Genomic DNA, 23,164 nt, shown 5'->3' with positions numbered 1-23,164 from the left:
AAATATTTCATACCTCAACTTATAATATTGACATTAATAATCACATGTGTTATTATAACCCCTCAATCACAGAAGAGAGAATGCAATGTCTGAGAATGTTATCTTTAGCCCTACCAAAGGTTTCTGGAACGCTACTGACGGCTTTGGTGGCTACGCCGAGGATGCGACCTCCACTGAAGAACCTGTCGGCAGTAAGGTTGCCCTTATCAACGTGGACGACGCCCGCGTGGTGCCTAAAGACTTCAGCCTGACTCTGGAAGAGGAAGAAGCATTCCAGCATCTTATCGATGCACTGCGAGGTCAGTACAAAGGCAAGCAGATGGAAGAGGTTCTGCGCAACCATAACCTGCTTCCTAACGACTGCACTGTCACATACTATGAGGACAGCATGTGGCATGCGGATGATGAAATCGTGGCTGAGGAGGAGCTTGCTGACTGGCTCTATGAAAATATCGCGGACACCAAGCTCACCGAGCTGGCCGATGCTCTCAACGCCAATGCAGACGGCTTCTTCTCCAACCTGTACGACGAATACATCGTTCGCACCATCGGTCTGTAAGTCAGTCTGTCGAGATGCTCTGAGCCAAGAGCATCTCGCTTTATACTTGGCTATCCAAGACAGAGCAACTAAAAGATCATTCACTCGGGAAATGGCCGCAACCTGATACGCAGCCTTGACGTGGATGCTGTCGTACTTAGTCAAATCCGCGCTATAGCCAAAAACAATGCAGAAAGGTTCTTGTTTTCTGATTACGAAAAATAACTTACCGGATATCCTGTAAGTCTCAGTTAAATAAGCGCGGAAAATTGTCAATAGTAAATTCGCCGCGCTCTCTTTCTTGCAAAAAACGTTAACCTCACTGCTTTTTCAGTTGACTATTCTTATCGTTTGTGTTATTATAATCACATCAACTGAGAGAGGAAAAATACATGACTGCTACCGCCAGAATTTTCGACTCCGCCCCCGCCTCACAGGCACTTGCACATGCTGTTGCTGCGTGGAATCAAGAAAATGAATCCCTTATCAGCCCTGCTCTGAGTGATACCTATAATGTCACCGCCGCGCTTCAGGAGCTGGACATGATTGAGTTCATCTTCCGTGACGAGCCTCAGCCTATGGTGCTGTTTGTGAGCTTCATTGCAAACCATACTGACGAGATTCGCCAGTATTCTGTTCAGGCCGCAATCTTTGAGCGGGACGAGGATGGCATACTGACCAACTTCATCAAAGAATACTTTGTGAACCCGTCGAAATTCGATTTAATCGACATTTTCACTCAGATTAATGCTGAAGCCCGACTCAAGGGCGACCCTGTTGATGTTATCCACTACAACAAAGCGGATATCTCAGCGAGAAACGAGGTACTGAAACGCAAGGCCTTGTACCTGAATGCGCAACTGAAGTCAGACAGCGTGGCGCGATAAGCGCCTCATCACACACAGGGAACATAGCTATGAAAATCAGCCTGTCAGAACCGGTTATCGAGCAGAGCGAGAACCAAGTAGGGTTTCGCTGTACCGCCACCGTCAGTGGCCGTCCGTTTATCTTTCGTGTCTTTGCTGACAATATCGACCACCCGACACTCCGACTGACCTTTGAGGATGAGCACCTGCAACCACAGGCACTTATCGCTAACCTTGATGGCGATACGGACATTAATGACTTCAGAGACACGCTGACAAGCGTTCTGAGCAAAGACACGCTGACCGTGAGATTCAGCGACAAACTGTCCTTTGAGGCGACATTTGAGGATGATGAGATCGTGTTCGATTTCTGGGAAGCTTCCCACGCTGCCGCCATCAATCTGGACACCCTCACTGTCTACCGGTCTGAGTTTTTCGAGGATTAATGGTCATGTCCGGTGTACAATATCCGGAGCCAGCTCCGGATATCCGGAGTTCATTATCCGGAGTTAACCGATGAAAAATTGCGAATCAACCCCCTGTCCTAGCTGCCCTTGGCGTAAAGCTAACCCTGCGGGCGGGTCGGCGATCCCTAATTTTGACATCAACATGATGCGCAACCTTGCCAGAACTACGGTGCCTCCCAGAGAGATGCCCGAGGCCGATGGTTTCTTCCGCATTATGGCGTGCCACCATAGCAAACAGGGCAAGGAATATGCCTGCGCCGGATACATGCATCAGCAAGGCATGCAAAATATCAACGCCCGCTTGTTTGTGTCGCAGAATGATGTCGACATGCAGAAGCTAACAGAGAACTGCGCAGGAATGGATTTGTACGACAATCTGCATGACATGCTGGCCGATTACGAAAAAGCATTGGAAGAGAAATCGTGAAAGGCATTTATACCGAAAAACCGAAGTCCGGCAAAGGACGACTCGCGTGGGAAAAGTTTGAGCGCGAACAGAGATATCCACCCTACAGCGTCTCCTACTCACCTGCTTACATGTATGAGTACAAAGGCTGGATCTGCGAAAAATGCAGCCCCAGCACAGCACTGCCGCAGTGCGCGGAAAACCTCCCGCACATTTTCTATCACAGCGCCGACCTCTGAGGAATGCCGTGAAAAAGACGCCTGATATAGATACCTTGCGACTGGACACCAACGCACCGCGTATGTGGCTGGTGGCTGTGTTTAACACCACAACCCTCAGCCTGACGATTCAGGGCGCGAAAACGCTACTCAAAAAGAAAGGCTATGCGCCAGATGCTGTGTTTTCATTATCCGACACTCCTAAGTATCCTTCACATATCGTTAATGACCATCGGGCAGCGATAGAGCAGATCCTGTTTACTGCTGACATTGCATACAATGTGGTTAAAGCCAATCCGTTGAGCAATACCGACAACAGCATAACCTTCCAGCTGGATATCCACATCATGCCGCCACAGGGGGAGGCAGTGCGCTTTGGAAGCGCGATTGTAGTGACCCGTAAAGATGCCTATGGCCATGACGCTGTAACGCTCAGCACGCTTCCAGACGCCCAGAGCTTTAACTATAAGCACTTACCTTACGGACACAGGCCGGATAGTCGCAGCCTCGATTGTCATTCCACGCTACTCGTACACTCCTAGTGTGCGGGATAAGCATTAATCTCCTTATAGGTATTGACATTTAATATCGCCAGTGATATTATATCCGTACTGACTGAGAGAGGATACATAATTATGCACACACTGATTAACGCACTACCTAAAAGCTTGGCATTCTTTGCTATTTTTGAGTCCGTTTCTGTTGAGCCTCGCGAAGGCAGCATCCCTCTGACTATCGCCGGAGAAACCGTAAACGCGGTGCCTGCGAAACCCCTGCGCATCATCTGGAACCGAACGCTAAACAATGATGGAAACGTGGAGCTGACTTCCTTCATCACCGAAGATGCAAGTGAAGGCAAAACCCTGCTGAGTGGCCTGATGAATGAAACACTTCAGCAAGCACCCCTCTTGGTTATTAGCGACCATGTAGCTGCGCACTTGCTGAAAGAGGTAAAAACCTGCGGCACAGTTGAGTTCTCTCACGAAGAATACGCCTCCTGCATTAACGAAGCTGTTGAGTTCAGCGTCAACCAGTTTGCATCCTTTTGATTTCAAGGTGAGGCAAGGACTGTTAATTACATACTTATATTGACACATGTGATATTTTATGTTATTATATGAAAATCAAGAATGAAGAGGTTGTTTTTTATGTTTATCGCTGAATCTACTTATCGCGGCACACTTGTGAAGTTGGCCAGAAAGCTGACTGAGAACGACCTCTCTTTTGAGGTATTCCTGCCTGACGAGATGACAGCTGACATGGTTGAAAACCCTGTTCTTCGTGATGCGTATCTTGAAAAAGCCAAACTCCGCGTGGCTGTTCGCTTCAAGGATTCAGTGCAGCAGTCCCTGATTGAAGCACTGAAAGAGGCTGGTGATACAGCCGAGGCTGAGCAGGCTAAAACCATCTTAGGCGCTTTGCTGATAAACGCAGATCTGGACACTCACCCCCTTAACGCTTTCGTCACTGAAAAAGTTGCACGACGTGGCCGTGATCTTGAGCAGCAAATTGCCGCTTATAATCAGGCGCGTGAGCTGGTGGCCGAAAGGTTCGTTGAGCAGGAAGCTGCCATCAAGCGTGAGCTGACAGAGGCGGCAAACTCGGTGATAAGCCGAGAACTCGAAGATCACTTTAATCGTGATACTGTGCGCAGCATTATGAGCGGCGTCACTCAGCCTGACATGCTCAAGCCAGAACTGCTGCTTAGCGGTGATGCACTGCGCGAATACGAAAATCTCATGACCCAGTGCCGTCAAGGCGGTGAAGGCAGTAGTAAACTTCGTGGAGCGTGCAGCAAGATGCTGCGCACCGCAGCCATCGCCCGCCTCAAATCTGAGGGAGGCGTGATGGTTAACGAACTCGTTGATCAGATCGCCAACACCCCCGCTCCCCGTGGCCGGTGCCGCGCCTGATATCGGCACACTAAAGGTGTGCCTCAGAGTACACCTGTATATTATTTAAAACCTTATCCTATTGACTTTTTACTCACTTGTGTTATTATTAAATCTCTGACTGAGAAGGTGATAGATGAGTATTCCAGCATTTACACAAATCAATGTAACAACAGCACCGCTGGGTTTTGTCGTCAAAGAGTCCGGTGACTCTCACGGCTTTACCGTCTCGCTTGAACTCGATAGCGAACAAAAGTCAGCGACAGCAACCATTCGCTTCGAAAACCCTGAGCTGGCAAGTCATAACAAATCTATTGCGTTACCATTCGTCGGATCTGAAGCCTTGAGAAAGGACGATTTGTCGGTTTCGGAACCGCTTTCAGCAAAGCGCCGGATACTTAATTTCGGAAAAGTGTATCAGGTGGAGATATGCCTGCTGACGAACAGCATGTTCGTCAGCCTATGGTTAATGGATGGCGATGTCCCTGTACCTTACGACTTCGCCGAACCCGCTTATAAAATTGCATCCAAGGAGCCTGTATGAGCAACACGAAGGTCATTACGTTTGAAGTTACCATCCCCTACGAGTCAGTGGAGGACGATGGCGTTATCGATGAAGAGTCAATGCGGGACAACCTGTCTGAAGCTATCGAAAATGAGCGCTTAAATGGCGCACTGTCTACCGACGACATCAGCGTGGGCGGGGCAGTGGTAAACATCAAGCATGTAGAGCAAGACTGAAGTGATATTAATAACTACGCCAGTATAAAGCTGGCGTAGAACAACAATACTCGACGACTATCAAAAAGGTTAAATATGGAAGTGACTACACTCACGGGTAAGGTGGTTGCCATTCAGGGAAAAAAAGTTTCTCACTTTTCTTCGACCACCACGGCATCTTACACTCCTCCAACGCGGTACACTCTCGGAGATTTTAGATCCTATACTGATGTCAGTGTATCTGAATCCCACTATCATCGTATTTTTATACTGACCGAGCGTGGGGAAACATCTGTTACCATTCCGGACTCTCTGGATATCCGCGAAGGACACGTCCTGACTATGGTTTACGACACAGAGAGACCGGTGTGGGCGGTTAATGAGACAACGAAGGCCCGTGCGTTCATTAACCAATCCCCTGAAGACCAATGCTTGTGGAGCTACAAACTCCCCAATCTTGTTCCCCCTGTAAATCTTGTCTGGAATTTTCTTCTTACTATCGGCGTTGTGATGATTGTTCACAACTTGATTTACTATTTCTCAGGTTCACCGTGGTACTTACTGCCGATATTTTTCATCATGCCGTTTTCCTTCTACTACGGGATCTTTAACAAAAATATAGATATCTATATTCCGTCCTTGCCCAGATTTAATTCGACGCTGCTTAGCCTGCATCGAAAATGGGCCAGAAGATATCACGCTGCTTATTTCTACCCTATATTATTGGTAATAGTCGCTTCCCTCATCCTCTCGGTGATTATGGAGCATAACCACTTGAGATTTAACAGCAAATGGGATCACGACGCAGCCATTATACTGGGTTACATCTGTTTAGGCGTCATCTTCGCTTTACCTGCCGGAGCTATCCGGCTTGGAAGAACCTCCGAGAAAATCATAGATGATCTCAACACGTACTATCGTCACTTCGAAAAGTTGTGTGGTGCAATTCTATCCAGCGAGGAACACATTGCGGAAGTAGAAAGAGTAAAGTCGTTTTAAACCAGTCTGCGCCAGCCTTAATGGCTGGCGCATCCACTAAATCCGCATTTCATGATATTTCAGATATTCTTCGTAAGACTCGGCGGTAAATAACTTTTCAATAGCATCCAGATACAGCTTCACAGAGTACCGGCCTTTATCATTAAGGTCGGCTATCCCCTGACCGTAGGCTTTCTTGACCACAAGCTGTTCATATTCCCTTCTGTCCTGCATCTTCAGAAACGCTTGAAACTGCTCGACAAAGAACGCATACCCGCTATCAGACAGCAAACTGATGTACTCATTTGTAATACCGTCCTTCGCCGTCTCCTTCAGATCTTCCAGAACGCGATTCTTGTCCTCGTAGCTCATTGAAGAGTAACTGGGTATCTTCTGGGTCGCATAGGTCTCAAAAAGGGCGTGACTACGCATCCAGTCGTCTTTGGCGGCATTAATGATATGCTTGCGGAACCAGCCACCGTAGTTGAAGGTCTTGTCCTCATCCTTCTCTTTCTGGACGGCCTTCATATAAGCGTGCATTTCACGCCCCCGACGAATGCACCAACTAAGATAAGGCATACAAAGTGAACCATCTTCAGTGCGGGATTCATCAACAACTGCATCCAGCTGATTACGCGCAACCCCGAAAGCACCCATCTCTGTTTTATAGGTGGAGAGCGCCACATCTCTCTTCAGTTCACGATTTTTGCTTTCAAAACCTACTTTCCGAGTGATTTTGAATCTCACGGCAACCACTGAAGGCCTGCCTCCGGTTTTGCTGAACTCCTCTTCCTTCTCTAAATGAAACTCCATCTCCGGCGCATCGTTGATGTTGTTGATGGCCACAGAAATCACTTTCTCGTTAAGCTTGCCATAGGAGCGGTAGGAAACCCCGAACATGGCGCGGATCTCATCAAGGTCAAAGTAGTCGGTAACTGTCCTTCCGCTTTGCCAATAATACAGACACGACTCATACAAAGGCGGGGCGTAACGGGTTGTATATCCATTTGAGCTTAAGTTTACTGACAGCGATGTTTCCGGATTCAGGATACGATAAGTCATTGCAGGGGGTACGTGTATTCTGAATGCTCCCCTAATCCTCTTAACACTACTGATAAGCTTCGTGAAGCCGTTCCACTCCTGTGTATCTCCGTTCCTCAGAGCTACGCCCAGCGTGTCGAACCGTAGCGTCTGATTTGACAGCTCTTCAAAGACGGTAAGCACCTGAGTCATTGAGTAATACTTTTTCTTATCGGTATAGCCCATGGCTTCCATTAGTACAGACTCGGGGATATCGAAGGTGGTCACAGCCCCTTCTAAATAGTCTTCAGTAAGTGTACTAAGGCTGCGATGATTGAATGAGGGGTTGCGTAACAAAAAGTTTTCAACAACAAAGAAGGTGATAACGTGAGCGGCCTTAAACATTCTTAGCGTATAGTTAGGGGCAGACAGACCAGAAAGAGCAACACTTTTATTCATTACCCTTTCATTAGGGTCTAAAGAAAGCTGTTCCTTGATAGTGCTTACTTCCTTTGGCAGAAATTCTTGTTTTGGTTTTTTTACTGCATCGGTCACTGTTTTTGTCACAGCTTGCTCCCCTAAGCTCATTTTTAAGTCACTTTATGAGATCTATTGCGATCATGAAAGATCAAACTTGGATTTTATCCCCTTTTAGATCTGACTTTTTTGCTTTAATCCCCTTTTTGATCTGTTTTCTCCGATCAATATGGTGACAAAAGGGGGTGTTCATTGCCAACCGAATCGATACCCTGACAACTGATAATTTTGGTCACTAAAGCCCTACAGCCCCCATATTTACTGACCTTCTTATAATGAAGGCAATATGAGTAAATCACTTTAATGACCAAATTCATCGGATCGCAACCAGAGGCTCTCTCGTTAAACCTGATCGTTTTGGTCATCAAAGTCTTGCCAGATAAGGCGTATACCGACCTCTCCACAAGCCTCCACCCACTTTAATGACCAAATTATTCGAATGCGATATACAGTTTCACCCAGCCGATCATTTTAGTCATAAAACTCCTGAAAGCTCCACCGAAACTGGCCTTGACGAGATTTCTCTCCACGCACAACACCACTTTTAAGACCAAATTACACAAATTTAGTCACCTGCGACAGGCGAGATAAAGAACTGCAAGACAATCCGATCAAACCAGTCATTAAAGAGGCAAATGATTATCACGCAAAGCCGCTCTGAAAGAACTCCAACCTGCACAGAAAGACTTTAATGACCAAACAAGCTAGATCCGGCGTCATTATCAGGCACAGATCGGAACAAACAAGAGAGAAGATACCAGCCAGACCGATCATATTGGTCATTTAAGCGCCCTACTCACCACGACACAGACCTCGCGTCACAGAACCGCATCCCATAGTGGCTTTAATCACCAAATTCACCGAATCTGAGATACATGAACCCCTGCCCGATCATTTCGGTGATAAAAGCCCTACAACCCACAGCAGCACTGGCATCGAAAGCCTTCATAGCGCCTTCAGCCACCTTTAATCACCAAATTCACCGAATCTGAGATACATGAACCCCTGCCCGATCATTTCGGTGATAAAAGCCCTACAACCCTCAGCAGCACTGGCATCGAAAGCCTTCATAGCGCCTTCATCCACCTTTAATCACCAAATTCATCGAATCTGAGATACAGGAACCCCCTGACCGATCTTTCTGGTCATAAAACCCCTACAGCCCTCAGCAGCACTGGCATCGAAAGCCTTCATAGCGCCTTCAGCCACCTTTAGTCACCAAATTCACCGAATCTGAGATATATGAACCCCTGCCCGATCATTTCGGTGATAAAAGCCCTACAACCCGCAGCAGCACTGGCATCGACATCCATCCCAGCACCTTGAGTTCCCTTTAATCACCAAATTCACCGAATCTGAGATGGAGGAACCCCTGACCGATCATTTCGGTCATAAAAGTTCTACAACCCGCAGCAGCACTGGCATCGACAGCCATCCCAGCACCTTGAGTTCCCTTTAATCACCAAATTCACCGAATCTGAGATACATGAACCCCTGACCGATCACTTCAGTCATAAAAGTTCTACAACCCGCAGCAGCACTGGCATCGAAAGCCCTCATAGCGCCTTCAGCCACCTTTAATCACCAAATTCACCGAATCTGAGATACAGGAACCCCTGACCGATCTTTCTGGTCATAAAAGCCCTACAGTCCTCAGCAGCACTGGCATCGACAGCCCTCATAGCGCCTTCAGCCACCTTTAATCACCAAATTCACCGAATCTAAGATACAGGAACCCCTGACCGATCATATTGGTCATTTAAGCCTACCAGAGCATATCGTCAAGGCTTGGCAAGCTGACAAACCCGCAACAGATCCCTTTTGTGACCAAATTTATCGAACTCAACGCGCAAGAACGCCAGACATTAGCCCTATTCATAAATCAAACAATTAATAGCTAAATTACGATCCAGATCGACACATAGCGGTTTTTTACCTCAAAATCCGATCAATTTGGTAATCAAAGCTCTGCAAATACGCAGACTCAGGGCGATTTTTGCTCACTTTTCATCCATTCTGACCCCAAATCTATATTTATCCCCCTTTTTGATCGCTCCGTAGCACGCAGCATAAGTGAGATCGCTACATTGTCAGGCTTTTTCCACTATTCAGATCGGACTTTCCGTGGAAAAACAGATAATAACTTGTGTGTTTTCTGTGAGTTACGAAAATACGATGAAACATCACTGCGATCAGTATAGGGATTAAATTGCGATCTGTCAGGTGTTAATAACCCACTTTATCCACATAAAACCGATCCAAAAGGTCATCTATTGAGATCCGAGAGGGGTATAAATAAATATGTGGTATTATGTATCTATCTGTTTTTAAAGCTATTGGCCCCTATTATTTTGCTGATGCTTTACCCTCTTAGATCTTAATCTTGAATCTTGTGATCTGAATTAGTTTATATTTACCAAGAGCTTTTTGCAGCTACCCTCTCAAGTGTCACTTTGTGATGTTTTAGGAACAATAATCGACAAGTGCTCAAAATTTAGACAGGTTATTATTTCACTAATTTATCCAGAACGACTCTGTATGACGACTTTCCTCCGACTCAGCCTCTTCACCCATGGTGAAGAGACCAAATCCTGTCAAAACAGTATTTAATCCCAAAATGAGCGTTGCATGCATGTAGTCCACCAATGGCGCGTATAAATACAGCAGGAGCGACAACGCAAAAGCTGCCCGACCTAACAAACTCACCAATCTTGGTGGAAATAACGCTTTCTTCTCACCTTCCGGTACGATCACGATTTGCTGATAATCCGGAACGCGAATTATCGCGTCGTTTACTTCTTTACTGCTCATAGCCAACCATAAATACACACATATATAATTAATATATTGTATATTTAATAGGCTGGCATTTCCAGATTCTTTTATTATTGACAACTGTAAATTTATGTGTTATTATAATCCTACAACTTCTGAGAGACAGAGACGATCAATGAACACCAGTGATATTTGCGCAGCTCCGGCCATATTTGTTCCATTTGGCGACAAACAGTTTCATCAGGACGGCCTCACCGCTGCCTCTTTCAGGAATTTCGAAAACAGTCTCATAGCACTCGGTGCCAACCCAGTTTACTGCCACCGTTCTCCTTCTGATTTGATAAAGCGCAAAGCACCTCACTGTCTCAGTGCTGCTCCTGCTAACCGTCAAGGCGTCACAGGGTTTACTCTGGCACTTGAGCCGTATGTTGAGGATGATAAGGCGAAGTACATTGAAGCCATCGCAGACGGCGTGAAAGAGCCTATTGAGCTGCTGCATAAACGTCTTGTAAAAATCGGGGGAACTTACCACCTGCCACTCACCTACCTGTGTCAGGGAATGGATGAACTTGGAAAGGGTCTTATTGTTCTCAAGTCCATGCTGAACAATGTGGAAGAGTTTCAGGCTTATCCCAAACAGGTCGATGGCTTTCACCTGATGATGGCCTATGGCAAATACAACAGCTCGACGTTTACTATTCCTCTATTCTACGCTGAAGATCCCGAAACAAAAGGCGTCACCTTCTATCTCGGCTTTGGCTAATGAAGACATATACTGACAGTGCTTTGAATGACCTAACACACCTAAGCTCAGGTCTGTCAAAGGATACAGCCGATTCGGCCACTGAACTCACAATTAGCCTGACACCACAGCCACAGGGTATTTCAGCGCTCTAAGTATTTAACTCACAATTACCCCGCAAGCCATGTTTGGAGCGGCTTGCGAGGAACCTAATCATTCTACTCACAATTAGCCTGACACCACAGCCACAGGGTATTTCAGCGCTCTAAGTATTTAACTCACAAGTCTGTCAGAATCCACGCTTGGCGAGGCCCACAGGCAATATAATGACTCTACTCACAATTACTCTAACACAATGGATGAAGGGAACTTCATCACCTTAAGTATTTAACTCACAATTACGCCGGAAGTCACGTCTGGCGAAGCCTACAGGTAATATAATGACTCTACTCACAATTACTCTAACGCAATGAATAAAGGAAATTTCAGCGTATTGAGTGCTTAACTCACAATTAACCGATACGTTAAGGACAATCTTCCCTAGTTTTTCAGCTCCTCACTCACATGTTAGTTAAACGCTTATTCAATTGTTAGTTGAGTGATTTATGCATATATTTATATGCAATTGCAGTAGCATAACACCCTGTATTTGTGGGTAACTCTGTTAGTAAGTTGTTGGTATGCTGTGCATAATGTGTGTGCAGTATTTATAATGTAGAGTTTAATACCCACCTAGCTGTGAGTTGTATGATTGTCAGCCTGTGAGCCTGCCCCTCAGTTAATTGTTAGCTAAAATCCTATAAGCTTGTTAGCTGAGTGATTGTCAATCATCCCGCCAAGTCCTGTCCTTATTGGGGTTGACTCTCCCTTACCCCGCGCAACTTCTTTTAGCCACTTTTAACCTGCTTTTACCCTTTAACCATTATTTAGCCTGTTATTATTAGATCTTTAAGATCTGAATTAACTCCCAGCTCTGCTGGCCAAGATAAAAAAGAACTCTACTCACATGTTAGCAGAATAACTTTTTTGCGATCTGCATATCAGATCCACATAGGTGCATGCGGCATGTCTATGTAATATAAAGGTTTTTAGTGGTTTTTAGAGATCTTGATCTGGTCAGTAAAGTCTGTATATTGATCCCAAACAACGAGAGGATCAAAACAATGGCAAAAGCATTAGTTTCTGACAACTACAGAGAAAATCCCAAAATCAATAGTTTTGTCAGGAACTACAAGGATGATTCTAATGCCTTTAAAGATTACCAGCTCTTACCGAGGTTCGTTCGCAAACGCTACAACTGGAACCGAGTTCAAGAAGTAAAAGATACCGTTGTAGAAACCCACACAGAAACCAATGGATGGCACATTACTGTAAGAATAACAGGCGCACCGATAAAGCGCGTTATCGATGGGCAGACAGAAAATATCATCATGTGGCCATCTGACCGAGAAGAGCGCGTTGAGAGTGCAATCATCAAAATTGCCAGCGGCGGCGGCCTTCGAGAGATAACCACAGGATCAATAACAGGCTATGGATCTTATTTTACAGTAGGCATGATCCGAAGAATTACAGGCATGAACGCCAAAGATATCAAGGAGGCCATAGAGGTTCTTCATAAATCTAATTTAGAAATCATTCCTCAGCAGAAATCACCAAAAAACAGCGCAGGTAAGGACATATCCACGGAAGTCGTTATTAATGAAGTTTCCGGCTCTTATCTTCCAGTACGATACACAAGTAAAAAAGTAGGCGTTAACGCACCCGAAGAACAGAGTTATTGCTTATTTCACCCAGCTGTACAACAGGGTATCGACGAGTACTCCTACCGACCCTACAGTTGGACTAAAGCCGACGAACACAACCGATCCCTTACCAGATGGCTGCACAAATACCTCATTTTAAAATACACGTACTGCGCGGAAGGGAAGAGCTTCCACTTTAATCTACGAAGAACTATGAACGACTTTGGCTATTTAGCACAAAGCGAAATTATCGACAAGAAACAACTTCAGGATCTAGCGGCATACATGAGAAAAGCCGTGATGCAGCTGGCGAAAGCTGATGTTATTAAAAATGGCTTTGTCAAGGAATCAATCTCAAATAAGTTCGGCGAGATAGTAGATTATAAATTCACAGTTCAAGGTACAGCCAGCTTCACAAAAGATCAGATTGCTTCCAACAGCGAAGAGAAAGATATTAAAGGACAACTTGAGATGGATTTAACCGATATCTAACTCAGGCACACCATTTCGTTTTTCGGCCTTTTTGACAGCATCAAAGGCATCATACGCCACTTTTTGAGGCTCGTCCTCGTAAGAGCCTGCAAAAATCTTGGAGCCGTATATCTCCTTCTGGATAGCCAAAAACTCTTTTTCTGTAAGCTTTATATATTTAGTCGCCATCCTTCAGCACCTCCAAAATCTTTCTGCATTTTTCATCGGTCATACTGCCATCTAAAAGTGCCTTTTCAAACAACGATACCACTAACTTCTCGCTGTCCGTTTTAGGCTTAAGAATGAACTTATTCTTAGAATAACACGCCTCTTCTTCCATCATTTTCTGCTGAGTAGCATCCAATTCCAGCACCTGACCTAACGCTTTGAGGTAGCCCTGATTAGGATTGCTTTTACCACACTCCACTGCTGATATGTAGGCTGTAGAGACACCAAGTTTATCAGCCACGTCCTGAATTCGCATATCCAGTTCGACACGGCGTTTGCGCACAAATTTTCCAAATCGAGTAACCATAAAAATCCCCAAAAACGAGGGTTTATAATAACGTGAATCTCATATAAAGTCAACTACATAGCAAGATCATTATCCGGCTCTCGAAATGACTCCGGCATGCATTTTTAATCACATCCTCAGCCACGTCTACGGGTTGATTATATTAACCATAAATACCCCGAAATCTACTATACTACATATTAAATCTATCAAAGCATTCTACTAACGCCAAATAATTTTAGTTTACTTTTTCATTGACTTGTGTTATTTTTGTAAGGTTAATTCTTACAATAGGTATTCGCAAAATGACATCTGAATTCATTAAGTATCTCGAATCACAATTAGCTCCAGACTCACCTTTACAGTCTGAGGTTGGTAACATCATTCTGCGCGTTTCTGATAACACTTTGGCGGCTCATCGCATTGCCCTAGCCTTGGCAAAGAAAGCCAAGGAGTATAAAGACGATCAGTCTGAAAAAATTCTCTCTGAACAGTATAGCGACATCAGCTTGGAATTCAGCAACGTTATTTTTTATAATGGCCGCAGTGTTACAAGAGCACCAAATGTTCCCAATAAACCTGCACTCTCCCCCAAAGGAATCGCCAAGGTGATCATAGAAACAACGATAAAGCGGATGGTAAATTGATTTACTTTTAGTTGTTTTTGTGTTATTATGTAGTTTCTGACTAAGAGAGGAAATACATACATGCCAAACTCACACCGCCGACCTTGTATTTTTAATTGCGTACTTAGTGGTACGTTCGCCCTGATAATCATCATGGCCGCTGCCGGACACTTTTAGCAATAATGAGGTTGAAGCACTGGGCTTCAACCTCCCCTTGACCCCCTTTTTATTGTTACACTTCTTCTTTTTCAGACAGGACTCTTTATGCTAGCTATCGCAGAAAGCCGAGCGCAATACATTGACAACTTCGTTAGCTCCGATAGCGCCATGGAAATACGTTCAACCATAACTTCAAAGCTATATGATGTCATTAAACAGGTTTTATTTAAGAACAACACACCTGACTCCATTGATGGGATCAGAAAAGCCTGCCTGAGCACCAAGCAGCAGACCTTAATCGACGTCACCAAGCTGAATAGAGATGAAATCGAAAGCAAATCCACATTACTCAATAGTGGCATTGAGTCATTTTTTACCTTTCTTAATCCTAACGACAGCGAAATCGTTCAGCTTTACGAACTTTCGACCAAAATAAAGTCTGACGCAAGACAATACAGTTCCAGAGTCATCATTAAGAATGACAGAGGGATGTTTGAAACAAACATCAAAATAACCTCTGAAGCCGTTGTCGATGCATCTCTTTTTACTATCCCAAAACAGATTCTTACGATTGAAGTTTCTGCTTACAAAGAAGAGGAAGATGATTTTTTCACCAGAACAAAAAGAGAAACGTTAATTGAGTTCCATGATGACTTAGACACCATAAGCGACAGATTTATCCTTATCGACTTCCTTGATTACCTTAGATGCATTAAAAAACAGAATTTACGCATCGAATACGGAGAATGGCGACTCACGCCATTTAATGAAACTGAATCAGAGATGCTGACTCTCGAAATTCTCAACAAACTCCCCTCTATCTTAACTGATCCAGATGGTTTGACCATGCTATCCAAATCAGTTTTTCTCTATGATTTAAACTTTTCTATCCACATAACTTCCTTAGACCTCCACGACGCGCTTAGTGTTCTGGACAACCTTTTATATTATTACGACGACGATATTCACGTCAGTAAATGGGTAAGTGACTATTTTCAAGAGTCCATACCTGTGACGCTGGCACACTGCCTACTCTCCGCAAAAGACAATAAAGATGTCGATATGATAGCTGGCCACTTTGCTAACAGTCTTTTCGACAACGGCTTTGAAGACAAGCCCGAGTTACAGAGTGCAGAGCGCATTTACAGCACATTTGATAATCTCTTCAACAAGATTGAATACGAAGTAGTCAGCTTCGACAGTTATTTGGACTCAGAAGGCAACCCCGTAGACTATGCCAGCAGACTTAAGCGGTTTTCTGAAAGCGCTGCACCGATAATCAATGATGACAACTGGTAATGAACACGCATTGACACTTGTCGTTTATTGTGTTATTATATTTTCATCAACTGAGAGAGGAATGCCAAATGACTGCCAACACCGCTATCGAGAAAATCAAAGCACTGTTTGAAGACCTGAACGCTACCATCTGCACCATCAAGCCTACAAAGACCTATCCCGAACTCGCTGGTGTCTTCATCAAACTGGCCAATGCCATCCACGCCTACGAAGGTGACAATGACGATTGGATCTATATCGGTGAAGGTTATGAGTGCAGCCTTTCAGAGATGATTCCAGCGGCTTACTGGCATTACACCCAGTGGCATGCAGGTCAGGAATCTGAAAGCTATGCAGCCCTGAGTGCTCTGGGCCAAGTCTACCAGCCGGGATTTGAGACAGAGCCTGATGCAGATGATGACAGCCAGACAGAACAATACTTTGTCTTCTCGGAACTGAATAAGATGGCTGAAGAGGATCAGAAAGCCAGCGCGTAATGACAGGAGGCTGGTGGCTCGCTCACCAGCCTGACATTCTATGAGCGAATATAGCAAGTATTGCACTGCAAACTTCATTCGGGCCTTCGCCGACACCGGCCATGAGTTTCAGCTCTATATCCAGAGACCTTGCCTTGTCGGCAGAACTGAAGCCACGTACCTATCAGCTTACGCCAGACGTAAATATAAGCCTGAGTTTATGCTTATTTCAATGTCTGAGTCCAGTCCTCATGAACGTCAAGGCGCGTAAGTTGTGAGTCTTCCAGCCACCTACACTGGACTGTCGGACAAGACCACTGAAACAGACTTAGAGAATATCGGGACGTTGCTATTTTCAGCCAATGAATACTCGATCATCACCTCTCTGGTGTCGGTGGAGCATCTGCGACGCAACCTTGTTATCAACACCATGAGCAATGCCAATGAAGCGTGTCGCGTAAAAACGTTCTCTGACTTTGAAGGACAAGGCGATCCTGATGCTTACGCCGCCTACCTTAAAAATGAAGACGAAAGAGTCATAACTGCCAACAGAGCGGGGGAGACGCAGGATACTATCTTTTTTTCTATGGGTCGTGTCCATGGTATTGACCTCCTCTTCTTTGACAATTAAGGCAGAATGATTGGTATTTTCCTCATTATTATTGACAGATGGTATCATTTGTGATATTATGTGTGCATCAACTGAGAGAGAACGCATTATGTCTATCGCCTACAGCTACCTGAGCAACACATCCTTCACCGTCACCGTTGACAATGGCAATAAAATAAAGGTGTTCGCGCAAACACCAATGAGCAGTAAAAAGTCCATAGAACAATACCTGAGCACATTCAAGCGCCGCAAGACCAAGCCAGAGTACATGGCTCTGGGATGGCCGAATAGCCTCGAAGATATGGACGGAAGCGCAGTGGTAAAAGTTCCTGAAGGCTTTAGCGGTATTTCTAATGATTCCGATCAGAGCGAGGGAGATATGGAGCAGGTTGGCACCCTTATCCTGAGTGACGGCAGGTTGCACATGCTGACATCCATCAGAGCCATTGAGGATATCCGCCGTGAGCGTCGCTATAAGAAGATGCAGGATGGCAAAATGATGGCAGCTGGCATCAGCGACCCCGAGGAATATAGGCGCTACCTACGAGATAAGGACGAAGAGTACGCCATCAAATACACCAATGGCGAATCCTCGCGTCCGTTCTATCTTTGCGCAGGCTACGAACACGGGCTTAGTTTCTAAAAGGTGGTATAGTGCCACCTCCTAAGGTTATTCAGGCCGAAATCATAGTTGGCTGCACAAGGCAATTTTTATAAACAGAAAATCTTAATCAAAACAAATGGGGTAAGACATGGCTAGTTTATTATTAACACTGTGGGCTATAGGACTGGTTTTTCTACTCTTTCTGGCTCTCGATTATTACATAAATCCGGAGCCGTTTTTCAAAACTGCACTTACAGAATTTGAGCATAAAATCTTTATAGGTTTTGCAATTTCTTTAGGTCTCCTTCTCTTCACCCCGATTGTTTATTTATGGGTGCGCGACATCTACATGGGCGAACCAGAATCATACTGGCTTCTGCTTTCTATCTTATCAGTCGGCCTGTTCGTCGCGATATCAGGTTACGTAGTAAACAAGAAGAATAAAACATAATTTATCTATACACCTAATTTCTTATCAACTGTGACCTGCATGCTCTGGTTAATGTGTATTCTGTTGACATTTGATGTACTATGTGTTACTATATGGGCAGCTAATCAACAGTGAGATTTGTGAGATTTCATTCAGATGCCTATCGCCGCTTTTTCGCACATCATCAGCGACTATCGAAGCTACTATAAAACGTACAATCCTGACGCGCTGATTAATAACTCAGTAAAAGCCGTGATTGATGCCAATTACAGTCATATCACCACGGATGAGTGGGAAGAGGCGCAGACTCATTTGTCAAACTTTACCGGTGAGATGCGGGCAGCAGCGGATGCATGTCTCGCGTCGTTAAACCTGCCTGTTGTGCCGCACAGCGAGGTGGTCGCCGAACTTGAAGAACTTAAGCAACACTCTCCCCTGCCTCTCTCCGAGGTGCCGGAAGACACATGGCACAAGCGGGACGTGCTGACAAAAACGTTCTACCTGAAGGATGATGAAGGCTCCTACACTCCACACTACGCCTTTTTCTATCCAACCGGTCATATCGATGCTGCTTATCCACTTATGATCATTGTTGAGGCCAAAGACTATGAGGTTGCAACACACATGTAGCGACACAGCAGTATTCCTGCTATGGTGGTGAAAATTTCGCCACCCGCACACCACCATGCCTCAGCCTGCCGACTTCCAGCACATCGTTTCCAAACTTGTCTTTGGAGGCGGCGACCTGATTTACAACTCTGTTCAGGATTTCCTTAGCCTTCAAGACCATCCCCTCCCCGCCTACTGGTTGGCCATTGAAAATGGCGAGGCATCACTGACTGAGAATGACAGAATAACGCTGGTGGCTGCACTTATCTCACTAGACCTTCCTCTGGTAGGTGAGCCAAACTTTCTTATCGAGGATGGCACCATCAAGATTGACGTCGACGTTAACTACGACAGTGGCCCAGTTACGCACCACGTCTGGTTTCTTCCTGAAGGTGACGACGACACGACTGACGCCACTTTCTGGATCTTCCAGAAGGACGAGTTTGACGAGTACGGCGGCATGGTTATTTTATAAACTCATATTAGTGACTTATTGCGTTGACATTTAGTTATACTTGTGTTACTATGCGATAACTGACTAAGAGACAAATGAAATTATGAACTGCATATCCACCAATCTTGAAGTACGCACCAATAAAGGCCTTGCTGAAGCAAAAGACAGCACGCTTGCTGAAGCGCTGTCAGGCAAGTTTGTTCAACCTGTTCTGCGCACAAAGGACTACGAAGTACTTCGTACTCTGGAAGTTAACCACGTCGATGAGGAAGGCTGCACGCAAAATCGTATCAGTCACTCCGTGTTTTTCTACAGTTCCGGTAAGGAAGTCGCATTGACCGATCTGACAACACTGGACTTTGTTATCGCCAAGCACTACACGAAATTAAATCAAGCTGCTAAGCAGTGAGACTACCGGTCAGATGGTGGGTAGGCCACCAGCCAGACCAAAAAATGCAAACTTTATATTGACAATATCTATAATCTGTGTTATTATGTAATCATCAACTGAGAGATGGTATCTATGCAACACATTACAACAATAACGGGTAACACAATCACCGCCGACCTCGGCCTGCCCGACCTTGCCGCGACAGTGTTTGATGATATTGAAACCCGATTCGACGACATTTGCCCGCAAAAAGGATCGCAGGTTTCTTCGCCACTTCATTTTTTGGCGCAGTCTCTGCCCTTTGCAACTGGCATTGCGGCCCTGCCCGATCCTGAAGGTAATATCAGGATCTGCATTAAGTGCGATCCGGACTACAAACTGTCTAACGTAGCGCTACGCACGCAGGCTGAAACGGTATTTAAACAGTTTAAGCATCGATTTGTCACAGGCGACGATAAAGCCTTGTATCAAATTGCTGTGGTGTGTGCGGCACTGCCAGACACCGCAAAAGTGATTTTAAAGAACGAACACGGTATCCACCTTCACCATACCCCTGTCTTCAATGACGATGGTGTCGCGGTACTGGAGGCGGACGTGGGTGGTAAGACCCTGACCGTCAACGTAACACACCGTCAGGCCGCTCAAGCGGGCTGGTCAGACACATTCACAGTCTATGTGCGCAGTTGGGACAACTAAACCCAACTGGCCACCCCTACGCGATATACGAGGTATTATATGAACGCAACTGTTTTCATCACCATGAAACGTCTGGTTAACCGCATCCGCGCCATCTACCCTGAGATGCCCATTCAGACCCTGCCCGTCTTTTTGGAGGTCACCCAACGACCCGCAGGTATCACCCCGTCTGAAGTAGCGGATATCGTGGACATGACCCGCGCCTCTGCTGGCCGCCATTGTAATCTTCTGACCAAAACCGCCATGAACAACCGCCAAGGTCTGGATCTGTGCGAGTGGAGAGAGAACAAGGAAGACAGCCGCTCCAAGCTACTGGTTCTCAACAAAAAGGGCAAGCTACTGGCCAAAGAACTGGAAGATATCTTACTGGAACTTAAAAAGTAAGACCGCCCCTTATGCCGCATTGACCTCACGACTTTACTCTATCCTTATTTAGTCGTAAGGTAGTCTGACAAACGGGTGTGGAAGTGACAAACGTGACACACTCGCGCTGTAGCCCTGCATCCGTCGTCACCATGAGGTGCAGGGTTTTTTCTATTATTTTATTGACAGGTAGTAACCTTTGTGTTATTATGCTTTCACTGACTAAGTGAAGGAACAACACCCCATGCCAACCACCAACCTCCTGAACGTGCGCAACATGAAAAGCGCTCTGATGATGGCTATCCGTAACAACATCAAAGCGTTGGTAGAAACCTATGGCGAAGAGCATGGTGGCGTGAAAGCCCTGAATATCTCTGCCTACAATGTGGAGTTCAGCGCCAAGCATATTACTCACATCAACAGCGAGGTAGGTCTGGACTGTGATGGCTACCAGTATAGTTTATCCGCCATCCTCGACTCCGGCGCACTGGATGATGTGGTCGATGCGATAGAATTCACCAAGTGCGACAGAAAAGACTAAGCGCCACGATATTCATTGAGGCGGCGTACTGCCGCCTTCCTGCTTTTCAACCCGAGTAACATTTATGCATTCACCGAAAGATCGTTTTCAAGCCTTACTGCCGTTTTTAACTCACGAAAACATGCTGACCATCATCAACACGCATAACGCCAAATTACTTTCCACGCTGGATATTGATTTGACTGAGTTGCAATGCGACAGCCTCACTGCGCTGTGCGAAAAAGCCGAAGTTCCCAAGACTGACGTCATTTCAGACAAACTCATCCGGCAACTATGCAGTGAATTGAGTGAACGCATCAGCGTGTCCGACATAGAACTCCACGACCCTATCACCGCACTGGAAAGACCTGTCAGGTCAATCGCTCTGAAGGCTCTTTCGCGGGCAGACGTCCTTAAAAACAAGCGCCCTGATGAACAGATAGGCATCGATTGCATTCGTTTGCTCTTTGAACTTCAAACAAAGACTGACACGCCGCCACCTGCTGAATTCTTCGAAGCGCTGTCATCAATATCACTATCTGGCAGCATACTGGATACTATGTGTCAGCACATTGCCGACCCCGAATTTGACAATCCAATCGCTTTTCGTTTTCGTTATGCCATGAGCGATTTTTTGACGCTTCAAGCCAATTTGCCCGCAACATCCATCGACGCGCTTTTCAGCTACCTGCAAGATTCAAATGAAGTCTGGTATGCCACATTTCTTAGACGCCTGTTTATACAGAAGCACCTGACACCTGAATTGCGCCAGCAATTGCACTGTATGTTCCCCTGCCTCGAAGAACAGGCAGATCGGCTACAAGGCTCGCTATCACTTAAGTTGACCGATGATTGAGGTAGAATGAAAGAACAGATTGCAGCTCATTATCTCATGCCATGCAAAGCGTTTTTTGAATTGCTATCAAAAGACATTCGTCCACGCACGGCGATGAAAAAAGCAGAAGAAATCCAGACCACACTGCGCGACAACTGGATGCAACAAAATCCTCTGGAGAGTGATGACGAGACACCTTCACGCCTGACCTTCAGTGGCGTCAGCATCGAATGGAGCGAATCGTCCGGACTTCGTATCGAACCCGATGGCTACGGCCCCCTCCGCATTTCACCGGAAGGCGCAAAATTAGCCATAAAACTGTACGAAGCTGGCCACTGGTTTAGTAAGGCACCTAAAAGCCTCACACCGGTTCCACAAACGCTGACTGACTATGCCAACAGCGGTGAAGCGCTCGCCGAACTGACACGCAAGGAAAATGCAGAGCGAGATGCGCTATGGGAGCAGATGAACTATCCCGATTCGATAAAGCCGGAACAGTTCACCTACAGCCTGTTAAATGAAGTCTTCATTCGCCATTTCGGGCTGGAAAGTGGCTTTCGCACTATGCTAATCGGCGACATTAAAGTGACCAAGTATGTCCGCGCCTACTCTTCCAACTCCGGCAAGACCAAGGACTACGAAGTAAAATTCTCATGGACGGCTCCGGATGGCACAGAGAAGTCGCTGACCAAAGACAGTGCATACACCCAGAATCGTCGCAACGATGCCGAGCGTAATCACGGCCTGCCCAACAGACGCGGGTGGCGATAGAGCGTCAGATGAGTCATTAAATAGCAATGTACTAGCACATCGCTATTTTTTGTTTCTTATTGACAACATGAATCGCTTGTGTTATTATGTTGGAACTGAATAAGGTATTTTTACGAGGTAATATAGAACATGAACGCACGCAATTCTCTGATCATAGCTGCAACCTGCTTCGGACTGGTCGCAACATTTGGAATAGGCGGCCTGCTTTTTGTTTTAGCCATCTGCGCGGTTCTTATCCTCCGTAATATAAACCGGACGTACCGTGAAGCCAATGAAGCTTTTCAAAGAGACAGGCAGTGGCTTTTAGAGAAGAGCAGTACCAGCAAAGGTTACCGCTCACGTCCGGCAACGACCTCTTCTGCCAGTTCCGCTGCTGTGGCGACACCAGCCGAAGCCTCCACCGTTTCTGCTTCTGACTGTTCATCTACCACCTCCTGTGATGGCGGCTGCTAAGCC

The 23,164-nt window shown here is 45.7% G+C and carries 31 protein-coding genes; 27 read left to right on the top strand and 4 right to left on the bottom strand.

All coding sequences use genetic code 11. The features are described from left to right. Window positions 1-85 precede the first annotated feature (85 nt). The 10 genes from ACXAGR_RS09825 to ACXAGR_RS09780 all read left to right on the top strand — a co-directional run bounded on the left by ACXAGR_RS09825 (window position 86) and on the right by ACXAGR_RS09780 (window position 6,106). Window positions 86-559 carry a hypothetical protein gene (locus ACXAGR_RS09825; RefSeq protein WP_474849713.1) on the top strand — a complete coding sequence of 158 codons (474 nt, stop codon included), beginning with the start codon at window positions 86-88 and terminating at the stop codon, window positions 557-559. 371 nt (window positions 560-930) lie between these two features. After that, on the top strand, window positions 931-1,425 hold the full coding sequence (locus ACXAGR_RS09820) for a hypothetical protein (RefSeq protein WP_474849711.1): 495 nt from the start codon (window positions 931-933) through the stop codon (window positions 1,423-1,425). Window positions 1,426-1,454: 29 nt separating this feature from the next. Further along, a complete protein-coding gene (locus ACXAGR_RS09815) occupies window positions 1,455-1,850 on the top strand; it encodes a hypothetical protein (protein WP_474849709.1) in 396 nt (131 codons plus the stop codon). 70 nt (window positions 1,851-1,920) lie between these two features. Further along, entirely contained in the window at window positions 1,921-2,298 is a 378-nt protein-coding gene (locus ACXAGR_RS09810; RefSeq protein ID WP_474849707.1) for a DUF6283 family protein, read from the top strand. A 226-nt stretch (window positions 2,299-2,524) separates the two neighbouring features. Then, window positions 2,525-3,037 carry a hypothetical protein gene (locus tag ACXAGR_RS09805; RefSeq protein WP_474849705.1) on the top strand — a complete coding sequence of 171 codons (513 nt, stop codon included), beginning with the start codon at window positions 2,525-2,527 and terminating at the stop codon, window positions 3,035-3,037. Window positions 3,038-3,130: 93 nt separating this feature from the next. Continuing rightward, window positions 3,131-3,544, top strand: coding sequence for a hypothetical protein (locus tag ACXAGR_RS09800; protein WP_474849703.1), 414 nt, complete (start codon window positions 3,131-3,133; stop codon window positions 3,542-3,544). Between the two features lie 99 nt (window positions 3,545-3,643). Further along, on the top strand, window positions 3,644-4,408 hold the full coding sequence (locus ACXAGR_RS09795) for a hypothetical protein (RefSeq protein ID WP_474849701.1): 765 nt from the start codon (window positions 3,644-3,646) through the stop codon (window positions 4,406-4,408). A gap of 115 nt (window positions 4,409-4,523) precedes the next feature. Then, a complete protein-coding gene (locus ACXAGR_RS09790; RefSeq protein ID WP_474849699.1) occupies window positions 4,524-4,931 on the top strand; it encodes a hypothetical protein in 408 nt (135 codons plus the stop codon). Continuing rightward, entirely contained in the window at window positions 4,928-5,128 is a 201-nt protein-coding gene (locus ACXAGR_RS09785) for a hypothetical protein (protein ID WP_474849697.1), read from the top strand. The genes ACXAGR_RS09790 and ACXAGR_RS09785 overlap by 4 nt, the downstream gene beginning before the upstream one ends. A gap of 75 nt (window positions 5,129-5,203) precedes the next feature. Further along, complete coding sequence (locus ACXAGR_RS09780) at window positions 5,204-6,106, top strand: hypothetical protein (RefSeq protein ID WP_474849695.1); 903 nt, start codon at window positions 5,204-5,206, stop codon at window positions 6,104-6,106. A 36-nt stretch (window positions 6,107-6,142) separates the two neighbouring features. On the opposite strand, the gene ACXAGR_RS09775 is transcribed toward ACXAGR_RS09780, so the two are convergent. After that, window positions 6,143-7,672 (bottom strand): replication initiation protein, encoded by a 1,530-nt coding sequence (locus tag ACXAGR_RS09775; RefSeq protein WP_474849693.1) that lies wholly within the window; start codon window positions 7,670-7,672, stop codon window positions 6,143-6,145. 2,484 nt (window positions 7,673-10,156) lie between these two features. Beyond that, entirely contained in the window at window positions 10,157-10,453 is a 297-nt protein-coding gene (locus tag ACXAGR_RS09770) for a hypothetical protein (RefSeq protein ID WP_474849691.1), read from the bottom strand. A gap of 139 nt (window positions 10,454-10,592) precedes the next feature. On the opposite strand from ACXAGR_RS09770, the gene ACXAGR_RS09765 reads away from it, so the two are divergent. Then, entirely contained in the window at window positions 10,593-11,180 is a 588-nt protein-coding gene (locus ACXAGR_RS09765) for a hypothetical protein (RefSeq protein WP_474849689.1), read from the top strand. Window positions 11,181-12,322: 1,142 nt separating this feature from the next. Continuing rightward, window positions 12,323-13,393, top strand: coding sequence for a hypothetical protein (locus tag ACXAGR_RS09760; protein ID WP_474849687.1), 1,071 nt, complete (start codon window positions 12,323-12,325; stop codon window positions 13,391-13,393). On the opposite strand, the gene ACXAGR_RS09755 is transcribed toward ACXAGR_RS09760, so the two are convergent. Next, window positions 13,379-13,561 carry a hypothetical protein gene (locus ACXAGR_RS09755; RefSeq protein ID WP_474849685.1) on the bottom strand — a complete coding sequence of 61 codons (183 nt, stop codon included), beginning with the start codon at window positions 13,559-13,561 and terminating at the stop codon, window positions 13,379-13,381. The genes ACXAGR_RS09760 and ACXAGR_RS09755 overlap by 15 nt on opposite strands. Continuing rightward, complete coding sequence (locus tag ACXAGR_RS09750) at window positions 13,551-13,907, bottom strand: helix-turn-helix domain-containing protein (protein ID WP_474849683.1); 357 nt, start codon at window positions 13,905-13,907, stop codon at window positions 13,551-13,553. The genes ACXAGR_RS09755 and ACXAGR_RS09750 overlap by 11 nt, the downstream gene beginning before the upstream one ends. 284 nt (window positions 13,908-14,191) lie before the next feature. Between ACXAGR_RS09750 and ACXAGR_RS09745 the strand changes: the two genes are divergently transcribed. The 15 genes from ACXAGR_RS09745 (at window position 14,192) to ACXAGR_RS09675 (ending at window position 23,161) form a co-directional block, all read left to right on the top strand. Further along, complete coding sequence (locus ACXAGR_RS09745; protein WP_474849681.1) at window positions 14,192-14,533, top strand: hypothetical protein; 342 nt, start codon at window positions 14,192-14,194, stop codon at window positions 14,531-14,533. A 243-nt stretch (window positions 14,534-14,776) separates the two neighbouring features. Next, entirely contained in the window at window positions 14,777-15,970 is a 1,194-nt protein-coding gene (locus tag ACXAGR_RS09740; protein ID WP_474849679.1) for a hypothetical protein, read from the top strand. Window positions 15,971-16,038: 68 nt separating this feature from the next. Continuing rightward, window positions 16,039-16,446: a hypothetical protein gene (locus ACXAGR_RS09735; RefSeq protein ID WP_474849677.1), complete on the top strand. Its 408-nt coding sequence runs from the start codon at window positions 16,039-16,041 to the stop codon at window positions 16,444-16,446. A gap of 253 nt (window positions 16,447-16,699) precedes the next feature. Further along, on the top strand, window positions 16,700-17,056 hold the full coding sequence (locus ACXAGR_RS09730; protein WP_474849675.1) for a hypothetical protein: 357 nt from the start codon (window positions 16,700-16,702) through the stop codon (window positions 17,054-17,056). Window positions 17,057-17,114: 58 nt separating this feature from the next. Continuing rightward, a complete protein-coding gene (locus ACXAGR_RS09725; protein ID WP_474849673.1) occupies window positions 17,115-17,678 on the top strand; it encodes a hypothetical protein in 564 nt (187 codons plus the stop codon). Window positions 17,679-17,787: 109 nt separating this feature from the next. Further along, window positions 17,788-18,090, top strand: a complete 303-nt coding sequence (locus ACXAGR_RS09720; RefSeq protein WP_474849671.1) for a hypothetical protein — start codon at window positions 17,788-17,790, stop codon at window positions 18,088-18,090. A gap of 135 nt (window positions 18,091-18,225) precedes the next feature. Then, the gene (locus ACXAGR_RS09715; RefSeq protein ID WP_474849669.1) at window positions 18,226-18,699 is read left to right on the top strand and encodes a hypothetical protein; all 474 of its coding nucleotides are present in this window, start codon (window positions 18,226-18,228) and stop codon (window positions 18,697-18,699) included. 55 nt (window positions 18,700-18,754) lie between these two features. Beyond that, window positions 18,755-19,153, top strand: a complete 399-nt coding sequence (locus ACXAGR_RS09710) for a hypothetical protein (RefSeq protein ID WP_474849667.1) — start codon at window positions 18,755-18,757, stop codon at window positions 19,151-19,153. Between the two features lie 82 nt (window positions 19,154-19,235). After that, window positions 19,236-19,541 (top strand): hypothetical protein, encoded by a 306-nt coding sequence (locus ACXAGR_RS09705; protein ID WP_474849665.1) that lies wholly within the window; start codon window positions 19,236-19,238, stop codon window positions 19,539-19,541. A 114-nt stretch (window positions 19,542-19,655) separates the two neighbouring features. Continuing rightward, window positions 19,656-20,219 (top strand): hypothetical protein, encoded by a 564-nt coding sequence (locus tag ACXAGR_RS09700; protein ID WP_474849663.1) that lies wholly within the window; start codon window positions 19,656-19,658, stop codon window positions 20,217-20,219. A gap of 39 nt (window positions 20,220-20,258) precedes the next feature. After that, a complete protein-coding gene (locus tag ACXAGR_RS09695; RefSeq protein WP_474849661.1) occupies window positions 20,259-20,603 on the top strand; it encodes a hypothetical protein in 345 nt (114 codons plus the stop codon). A 223-nt stretch (window positions 20,604-20,826) separates the two neighbouring features. Continuing rightward, a complete protein-coding gene (locus ACXAGR_RS09690) occupies window positions 20,827-21,123 on the top strand; it encodes a hypothetical protein (RefSeq protein WP_474849659.1) in 297 nt (98 codons plus the stop codon). Between the two features lie 64 nt (window positions 21,124-21,187). After that, the gene (locus ACXAGR_RS09685) at window positions 21,188-21,958 is read left to right on the top strand and encodes a hypothetical protein (RefSeq protein ID WP_474849657.1); all 771 of its coding nucleotides are present in this window, start codon (window positions 21,188-21,190) and stop codon (window positions 21,956-21,958) included. Between the two features lie 6 nt (window positions 21,959-21,964). Continuing rightward, window positions 21,965-22,708 (top strand): hypothetical protein, encoded by a 744-nt coding sequence (locus ACXAGR_RS09680; RefSeq protein ID WP_474849655.1) that lies wholly within the window; start codon window positions 21,965-21,967, stop codon window positions 22,706-22,708. 129 nt (window positions 22,709-22,837) lie between these two features. Beyond that, window positions 22,838-23,161 carry a hypothetical protein gene (locus ACXAGR_RS09675; protein WP_474849653.1) on the top strand — a complete coding sequence of 108 codons (324 nt, stop codon included), beginning with the start codon at window positions 22,838-22,840 and terminating at the stop codon, window positions 23,159-23,161. The last annotated feature ends 3 nt before the right edge of the window (window positions 23,162-23,164 follow it).

The organism is Alteromonas sp. ABH4_457, from assembly GCF_056160625.1.
This window is presented reverse-complemented; position numbering and strand designations above follow the sequence as displayed.

Coding starts and splice junctions, on each gene's coding strand:
- ACXAGR_RS09825 (WP_474849713.1), top strand. CDS start 86: ATGTCTGAGAATGTTATCTTTAGCCCTACCAAAGGTTTCTGGAACGCT.
- ACXAGR_RS09820 (WP_474849711.1), top strand. CDS start 931: ATGACTGCTACCGCCAGAATTTTCGACTCCGCCCCCGCCTCACAGGCA.
- ACXAGR_RS09815 (WP_474849709.1), top strand. CDS start 1,455: ATGAAAATCAGCCTGTCAGAACCGGTTATCGAGCAGAGCGAGAACCAA.
- ACXAGR_RS09810 (WP_474849707.1), top strand. CDS start 1,921: ATGAAAAATTGCGAATCAACCCCCTGTCCTAGCTGCCCTTGGCGTAAA.
- ACXAGR_RS09800 (WP_474849703.1), top strand. CDS start 3,131: ATGCACACACTGATTAACGCACTACCTAAAAGCTTGGCATTCTTTGCT.
- ACXAGR_RS09795 (WP_474849701.1), top strand. CDS start 3,644: ATGTTTATCGCTGAATCTACTTATCGCGGCACACTTGTGAAGTTGGCC.
- ACXAGR_RS09790 (WP_474849699.1), top strand. CDS start 4,524: ATGAGTATTCCAGCATTTACACAAATCAATGTAACAACAGCACCGCTG.
- ACXAGR_RS09785 (WP_474849697.1), top strand. CDS start 4,928: ATGAGCAACACGAAGGTCATTACGTTTGAAGTTACCATCCCCTACGAG.
- ACXAGR_RS09780 (WP_474849695.1), top strand. CDS start 5,204: ATGGAAGTGACTACACTCACGGGTAAGGTGGTTGCCATTCAGGGAAAA.
- ACXAGR_RS09770 (WP_474849691.1), bottom strand. CDS start 10,453: ATGAGCAGTAAAGAAGTAAACGACGCGATAATTCGCGTTCCGGATTAT.
- ACXAGR_RS09765 (WP_474849689.1), top strand. CDS start 10,593: ATGAACACCAGTGATATTTGCGCAGCTCCGGCCATATTTGTTCCATTT.
- ACXAGR_RS09760 (WP_474849687.1), top strand. CDS start 12,323: ATGGCAAAAGCATTAGTTTCTGACAACTACAGAGAAAATCCCAAAATC.
- ACXAGR_RS09755 (WP_474849685.1), bottom strand. CDS start 13,561: ATGGCGACTAAATATATAAAGCTTACAGAAAAAGAGTTTTTGGCTATC.
- ACXAGR_RS09750 (WP_474849683.1), bottom strand. CDS start 13,907: ATGGTTACTCGATTTGGAAAATTTGTGCGCAAACGCCGTGTCGAACTG.
- ACXAGR_RS09745 (WP_474849681.1), top strand. CDS start 14,192: ATGACATCTGAATTCATTAAGTATCTCGAATCACAATTAGCTCCAGAC.
- ACXAGR_RS09740 (WP_474849679.1), top strand. CDS start 14,777: ATGCTAGCTATCGCAGAAAGCCGAGCGCAATACATTGACAACTTCGTT.
- ACXAGR_RS09735 (WP_474849677.1), top strand. CDS start 16,039: ATGACTGCCAACACCGCTATCGAGAAAATCAAAGCACTGTTTGAAGAC.
- ACXAGR_RS09725 (WP_474849673.1), top strand. CDS start 17,115: ATGTGTGCATCAACTGAGAGAGAACGCATTATGTCTATCGCCTACAGC.
- ACXAGR_RS09720 (WP_474849671.1), top strand. CDS start 17,788: ATGGCTAGTTTATTATTAACACTGTGGGCTATAGGACTGGTTTTTCTA.
- ACXAGR_RS09715 (WP_474849669.1), top strand. CDS start 18,226: ATGCCTATCGCCGCTTTTTCGCACATCATCAGCGACTATCGAAGCTAC.
- ACXAGR_RS09710 (WP_474849667.1), top strand. CDS start 18,755: ATGCCTCAGCCTGCCGACTTCCAGCACATCGTTTCCAAACTTGTCTTT.
- ACXAGR_RS09705 (WP_474849665.1), top strand. CDS start 19,236: ATGAACTGCATATCCACCAATCTTGAAGTACGCACCAATAAAGGCCTT.
- ACXAGR_RS09700 (WP_474849663.1), top strand. CDS start 19,656: ATGCAACACATTACAACAATAACGGGTAACACAATCACCGCCGACCTC.
- ACXAGR_RS09695 (WP_474849661.1), top strand. CDS start 20,259: ATGAACGCAACTGTTTTCATCACCATGAAACGTCTGGTTAACCGCATC.
- ACXAGR_RS09690 (WP_474849659.1), top strand. CDS start 20,827: ATGCCAACCACCAACCTCCTGAACGTGCGCAACATGAAAAGCGCTCTG.
- ACXAGR_RS09685 (WP_474849657.1), top strand. CDS start 21,188: ATGCATTCACCGAAAGATCGTTTTCAAGCCTTACTGCCGTTTTTAACT.
- ACXAGR_RS09680 (WP_474849655.1), top strand. CDS start 21,965: ATGAAAGAACAGATTGCAGCTCATTATCTCATGCCATGCAAAGCGTTT.
- ACXAGR_RS09675 (WP_474849653.1), top strand. CDS start 22,838: ATGAACGCACGCAATTCTCTGATCATAGCTGCAACCTGCTTCGGACTG.